Source organism: Haliscomenobacter sp. (assembly GCF_033763495.1).
Lineage (GTDB): Bacteria > Bacteroidota > Bacteroidia > Chitinophagales > Saprospiraceae > Haliscomenobacter.
Genome location: NZ_JANRKL010000020.1, coordinates 23150 through 29979, shown reverse-complemented (window position 1 = coordinate 29979; position 6830 = coordinate 23150). Strand labels below are relative to the sequence as shown.

General features: G+C 49.5%; 6 protein-coding genes. 2 read left to right on the top strand and 4 right to left on the bottom strand.

Annotated elements, in window-relative coordinates; genetic code table 11:
- Positions 1–156: 156 nt before the first annotated feature.
- Positions 157–1530 carry a M28 family metallopeptidase gene (locus SFV55_RS01640; RefSeq protein WP_320027704.1) on the bottom strand — a complete coding sequence of 458 codons (1374 nt, stop codon included), beginning with the start codon at positions 1528–1530 and terminating at the stop codon, positions 157–159.
- 242 nt (positions 1531–1772) lie between these two features.
- On the opposite strand from SFV55_RS01640, the gene SFV55_RS01635 reads away from it, so the two are divergent.
- Entirely contained in the window at positions 1773–2009 is a 237-nt protein-coding gene (locus SFV55_RS01635; RefSeq protein ID WP_320027703.1) for a hypothetical protein, read from the top strand.
- 116 nt (positions 2010–2125) lie between these two features.
- Positions 2126–2776, top strand: a complete 651-nt coding sequence (locus SFV55_RS01630; RefSeq protein ID WP_320027702.1) for a VOC family protein — start codon at positions 2126–2128, stop codon at positions 2774–2776.
- A gap of 77 nt (positions 2777–2853) precedes the next feature.
- Here the strand turns inward: SFV55_RS01630 and SFV55_RS01625 are convergent, their stop codons facing one another.
- The 3 genes from SFV55_RS01625 to SFV55_RS01615 form a co-directional block, all read right to left on the bottom strand.
- Positions 2854–3570, bottom strand: a complete 717-nt coding sequence (locus SFV55_RS01625; protein ID WP_320027701.1) for a DUF547 domain-containing protein — start codon at positions 3568–3570, stop codon at positions 2854–2856.
- Positions 3571–3765: 195 nt separating this feature from the next.
- Positions 3766–5361, bottom strand: a complete 1596-nt coding sequence (locus tag SFV55_RS01620; protein ID WP_320027700.1) for an amidohydrolase family protein — start codon at positions 5359–5361, stop codon at positions 3766–3768.
- Positions 5362–5522: 161 nt separating this feature from the next.
- Positions 5523–6827, bottom strand: a complete 1305-nt coding sequence (locus SFV55_RS01615) for an amidohydrolase (protein ID WP_320027699.1) — start codon at positions 6825–6827, stop codon at positions 5523–5525.
- Between the last annotated feature and the right edge of the window lie 3 nt (positions 6828–6830).

The window sequence follows — 6830 nt, the reverse complement described above, 5'->3', positions numbered from 1 at the left end:
AAACATTTTCCAATTTTTTTCTTAACGCCCCCTTTTGTGCCTTTTTTTTCTTCGGTGTTAAAAAAAAAAAAACCCCCCCCCCAGCAAAAACTCCCACCACAAAACAAACAAACGCCACTAAAGGGGCATATAAGAAAGGGTGTGGTAAAATAAAAATTAGCGCCGCGCTATCAAGGTTGTCGGATACACCACCAGGCTTTCATGCCCATCTTTCCCTACCGAGGCAACCCCGAATAAATAATTATCAATGATAACATTTTCCAGGGTGAAATCCGTCACCGATTTATCCACAAAACGGGAATGTTGCCATTGGGCAGCAGTGGTTTCGCGCCAGTAAAGCTTGTAGCCAATGATGTCAGGATCGTTGACTGCATCCCACTTCAAGCGGGTAGAAGGTAGGACAATCCCCCCAATCTGCACATTTTTAGGCTCGGGTGGAGCCGAAGCCAGCGCTGCCATGACCATCATATTTACTCCGGTGAGTTTGGCTGCATAAGGGAAGTTTACCCCCTCAATCACGTCCCCATACTTGATGCCATCTTCGGTGCGCAAATCCTGGTGTTGGCGCTGGTACTGCTCATGGGTTTCCATGATGCGCACCCCGGCAAAACCTTCATCATTGAAAGGCCGATGGTGGCCACCGCGCCCAAAACGATCCAAACGATAAATCATGATGGCATCCAGGTTGGTGCAATACTGATCGGTCAGGCGATCGATGTAGCGGGCCAATTGCCGCGATGGACCGTCGACTTCGCCGCCGTAAACCCGCCGCCAGGTGCGTTCGCGTTCGCCCTCTTGTGGGGGCGTAGGCTCGGAAAATACGCGGAAGGTAGTATTGTCGATCTCGCCATTGATGCCTTCGATGTTGCCGATCATGTCGTTGTTGAGTACTCCGATGATGTCCCAACCTTCGGCTTTGGCGATCTTGGCCATGTGCTGGCCGCCCCATAGGCCTTGTTCCTCGCCGGAAAGCCCTACATAAATGATGCTGACCGGAAATTTATACTTGCTCAATACCCGTGCAGCCTCAATGGCCCCGGCCATACCCGTACCATTGTCGTTGGCACCGGGGGAATCTTTCGTGGCATCCGAAGCATTACTGACCCGGGAGTCGATGTCGCCACTCATGATCACGTAGCGGTTGGGATAACGGGTACCGCGCTGGATGGCCAGGATGTTCACGACGGTGACGTCCTGGGTGATGCGGGGATTGCTGCCACCTTTGAGGAATTCACTTTGGGTTTTGATTTCCAGACAGGAATTGCAGGCGGAGGAGATTTTTTCAAATTCGGATTTGATCCAACGTCGTGCGGCACCGATTCCCCGGGTTGTTGACACGGTATCTGAAAAAGTATTGCGGGTGCCAAAATTGACCAGCTTGCGGATGTCGGCTTCCAGGCGTTGGGGTGAAGCAGCGTTGGCAATGGTGTACAACTTTGGATCGGACTGGGGCGGGAGTGCATTTTGAGCCGTCAACAAATGACTCGCGCCCAACAGCAGAACACAAACTATGCTAGATTTCCAATTCATGTGGCTTTAATGGTTGATGAATTGGAAATGTAGAAAAAAATGCTGGCTTCGGGTTCGGCTAGTAGACCAATGGAGGGTAGGAAGGGCGGATTTGACGGGGTGGAGGGGGTAACTAGTCAAGGTGGAAGGTGATCGATGAGGTTTATATAATGTGGCGTAGTAAAAAATTAATGTTCCCAACCCATTAGCACAAAAATTTGATTCCAACATATTACTCCCTATATTTGTACAAAGCAAAGTCCATGACCAAGATCATCATCCAAATCGAAAAAAGCGAAGATGCCAGACTGTTGGAAGCATTTGTCCAAAAGTTAGGTTTGCAGTATGCTTATCAAGAAGACAAGGGGAATAGCGTATCAGATGAAGAGTGGGTTAAAAGTATGGTGGGCAGTTGGAATGATTTTCCAGAAACAGCCGAAGAGATGATTGCTTTAATTGAAGAAAATCGGACAATGGAAAGACCAATTGAAATGTTATGACTTTTTTGCTGAACACGAATATCATTGTTTTTTGGATAAAAGGCCGTTATAATCTTGCTGAAAAGATTGCAGAAGTTGGACTCCACAATTGCTATATTTTAATAAATTAATCCTCAATGGCCCTACTCCACACCCACCTCGACCACCTCGTCATCACCGCCCCCAACCTACCCGCAGGTATTGCCCACGCAGAAGAAACCCTCGGCGTAGCCCTCCAACCCGGTGGCACTCACGCCCGCATGGGTACCCACAACGCCTTGCTAAAACTCAACGAAAGCTGCTACCTCGAAGTCATTGCCATCAACCCCGAATTACCGTCCCCCAATTGTGCCCGTTGGTTTGAGCTGGATGGCCTAGGGCGCTATGGGCAGCCCCGTTTGCGGCATTGGGTGGCTAGGACCAATAATATTCAGTCAGCCCAGGCACTACAAAAGGGATGGTTTGGAGCCATTGAATCCATGAGCCGCAGTCATTTGAACTGGCTGATCAGCATACCACCCGATGGCAGTTTGCCGCTGAGTGGCGTTTGTCCAACCTTGATTCAGTGGCAAAGCGAGCCACATCCCGCATCAATGTTGAGCGATGTGGGCTGTAGTTTGATTCGATTGGAGGGCTATCACCCCAAGGCAGAAAAATTGCAGGAAGTATTGGACAAAATCAATTTTGAAGGGTCTTTTCAGGTGCATCCCATTGACTCCTCGGAAAGGCCGTATTTGGTGGCGCATTTACAGACGCCAAAGGGGATTTGTGTTTTGGATTCACGGTAAACGGAACATCAATAATTGGGGTAGATTTATTCTCCGCAAAATCTGCGGAGAATAAACCTGTTAATCACCGCAAATACCTACTCATTCAATCCCCAATCGTATTCCTGGTACACCACCTTTGCCTTAGCTCCCACTTTGGTGCTGGCATATTTGTTGATAAAAGTGACCAGGTTGCCAAAATCTTCGGCGTACCACTCAAAAATTTTGGACACCTCCACTTTTTTCTCACTCAACTTGTTGAATGCTGTATTGTTGATGAATTTTTTGGCCTGGGAGTCCAGATTGCTGTTGAGGTTGCTGGCCGTCCAGGCAGCATTGAGCAGGGGAGGGCAGGATTTGGCTGCGCAGTTGACCGCAAAGTGGATGCGGGCATCCTTGAATTGTGGGCGCAGGATATCGTTTTCGATGTTGTTGAGCGAATAGGTTTTTGTCCCGATTTTGATCCACTTGTGATCCCAGGGTTTGCCGCCATGCAGTTTGCTGATGCTGCTGAGGGGGTAGTTGTCTACAATGAGTTTGACCGTAAAGGCATTGTAGGCGTTGATCCAGAAAGCCATTTGTTCTGCTTTGCTCCAGGATTCTTCCGGGGCACTGCTGCTCAGGGTTTTGAGGTAATCTTCTAGTTTGGTTTTATCGGTTTTCAGTCCTTTGTAGTTGACCTTACCCGTAGCAGATACGTATTTTTTGAGTAGGGCATCCCAGGCTTCGTGACTGGGCGGGTTGGCGATTACCCGATTGATGGTAGAAAACATCAAGCCCAAAGAAAGACAGCAATAAAGCAATGATTTGTACATGGATTGATTTTTGTAATGAACGAGTGGACATTCACTTTGGTTGTATCTTTTGCCTACGAATTCTAACGGGTTTTTGGTCGTAAAGTGACAAAAGTTATTTATAATTCGGACGAATTCATCCTGAAATGAAAAACCCCAACCACTACTGCAGGGTTGGGGTTCTTTAATTTTTAGCCACCAATGTATTTCAGACTATTATGGTTTAATTTTGGTACCTGGCTGCTCAATTTCAAAATCTTCTTTTTTCTTGGAATCAGCCACCATTTTGCGTACATCCGCTAGGAGTTGTTTGGCATCATAAACAATCCCATCTTTCACGGTGTACTTCACGCCACCAACCCGTACAACCTTGTTGTCTTCAGTCAATTTGATGGCGCCTGTTCCATAAAGGACTTGCAGGTTTTGCAGTGGATTTTCTTCCACAATCACCATGTCGGCCAGTTTGCCGACCTGAATGGTGCCTACTTTATCCGCAATGCCTAATGCTTCTGCGCCGTTGAGGGTTGCACTTTTGATTACTTCCAGAGGGTGGAAACCCGCTTCGCGCAACATCTCCAATTCGCGGATGAAGGCAAAACCATACAACTGATAAATGAAGCCCGAGTCAGAGCCTGCGGTTACCCGGCCACCTCGATTTTTGTACTCGTTCACAAAGGTCATCCACAGGCGGTAGTTTTCTTTCCAACTGATCTCTTGTTCGGTACCCCAGGACTGCCAGTAAGAACCATGCGAAATCCGGCTGGGCATGTAAAAACGCCAGAGAGAAGGAAGGGTGTATTCCTCGTGCCATTCTGCCCGGCGGGCGCGCATCAGGTCGCGGTTGGCGTCGTAGATGTTGAAAGTGGGATCGAGGGTGAAATCCAGGGCCAACAATTCATCCATCACTTTTTTCCAATGCTCCGAATAAGGTGCTGCGGCCTGCTTCCAGAGTTTGCCCGCCTGCTCAAAACGGTCCTGCTCGTTTTGGTAATTGTAATCCAGCGGATAGTTTTGTACCGTTTGATTGGTAAACAAGGCCTCTGGCAAACCGTACCAATGCTCCATTGTGGTGAGACCAGCGCGGGCAGAATTGAGCACATTCCAGCGGGCTACATCCATTTGGGCATGATGACAAGCGGAACGCAAACCGAGCTTTTTGTTTTCGTCCAGTGCTGCGGTCATGATTTCGGGCGGAGCACCAAAAAACTTGATGCCATCAGAACCCTTTTGGGCGTTTTGTCGCACCCATTCGCGGGCTTGTGCAGGGGTGCTGATGGGGTCTTTCGACCCTTGCCCAAAAACCGTAAACGCCAGCAAACGTGGAGCCGTAATCTCGTTTTTTTCGCTGCGTTTTTTATGTTCCAATACCCAATCCAGGCCATTGCCTGCACCAGGGTCGCGCACAGTGGTGATGCCGTGGCCCATCCAGAGTTTGAAGACATACTCCGCATCAGCCCCCTGGGCTTGGCCCCCGATATGTCCGTGCAAATCGATCAGGCCAGGCATCATGTACATGCCTTCGCAGTTGTATTCCTTGCCGCCGGGCTTGAGTTGTGGGCGACTCTTGGGGTCGATTGGCACACCAGGATAGCCTACGTTTTTGACTTCTTTGATCACGTTGTTTTCCACGACCACATCGACCGGGCCGGTTGGAGGTGCTCCATTGCCATTGATGAGGGTAACGCCGCGAATGATCAGTTGGGCGTAAGGGCCGTCGCCTTCCTTGCGGTCGGGGGACTTTTTGACTTGGGCGAAGATGGAGGAGCCCAAGGTCAGAAGGAGAAGGAGATAGAAGTATTTGGTTTTGAGCATGGCATTAGGTTTTATTGACGAATTTTTCAAATGACGAATGACGAATTTACAGCAATACCCCCAGAATTTATAGTGAATTCCAATGTGGAATCCTGGCCTGGAGTTTACATTAAATCCTAAATGCTGCCGTCCAATTCGTCATTCGTTATTCGAAAAATTCGTCATTTCTGTTTCGTTGCATAATCAACCACGAGGTTACAAAACAGCCTTACCCCCAGTTTCATCCCAGCCTCATCGATGTAGAAATCGGGTGTGTGGTGCGCAGGAGCGGCTTTGGGGTCGAGGCTTGGCGTACGTCCGCCGAGGAAGTAAAACAAACTGGGTACCTCATTGGCAAAAAATGCAAAATCTTCAGCCCCAGTAGTGGCCCGACTGATGACTACATTGTCTTCACCGCATACCCGCTTCAGCGTTGAGCCCATTTTGGTTAACAGTTCGGCATTGTTGTAGGTAACGGGTACAAATTTGTTGATTTCAATTTCAGCGGTGGCACCGGAAGCTTCGGCGATATTGGTGGCAGTGCGGCGCAAACGTTCGTGCAGGTCGTCTTGCATGGCTACGTCCAGAGTGCGGATGGTGCCTTCCAGCTCCACTTCCTCAGGGATGATGTTGTTGCGCACACCTCCGGTGATTTTACCCACACTGATCACAGCAGCTTCCTTGGTCAAATCCAACTGGCGGCTGACAATGGTTTGCAGGCCCAGCACAATCTGCGCAGCCACTGTGACGGGGTCAACACCAGCCCAGGGTTGCGAGCCGTGCACCTGCTTGCCTTTTACCTTGATCACAAAACGGTCGGCTGCAGCCAGCAGGCCACCTGGACGCAGGTTGATGTTGCCAACTTCAATCATGGAATTGATGTGTTGCCCAAAAACAACATTGATTTTAAGGTCTTTGAACAAACCTTCATCTACCATCAGTTTGGCACCACCTGTTTCTCCGGGAGGGGGACCTTCTTCAGCAGGTTGGAAGATGAACACCACGGTACCCGTCAACTGGCTTTTGAGATTGGTCAAAATACTGGCGGCACCCATGAGCATGGCTACGTGGGTATCGTGACCACAGGCGTGCATTACGCCCACTTCTTCGCCGCGGTATTCTCCTTTGGCTTTGGAAGCGAAAGGTAGGTTTACCCGTTCAACCACCGGGAGTCCATCCATATCGGCGCGGAGCCCAACTACCGGACCTGGCTTGCCTGTGCGCAATATTCCAACAACCCCGGTTTTGGCCACCCCGGTACGAACCTCCAAACCCAGGCTACGCAAGTGCGCGGCTACTTTTTCGGCGGTTTTGAATTCCCGGTTGCTGAGTTCAGGATTTTGGTGCAAGTCGCGCCGCCATTCGATGACTTTGGCATCCATGGCAGTGGCTTGTTTGTCGATTTGGTCGTATACGGTTTGCGCCGAGAGGGAGACCTGGGCCAAAAAAACAGCAAAACACAAGCTCCCAAAGTTTGTTTTTTTCATACT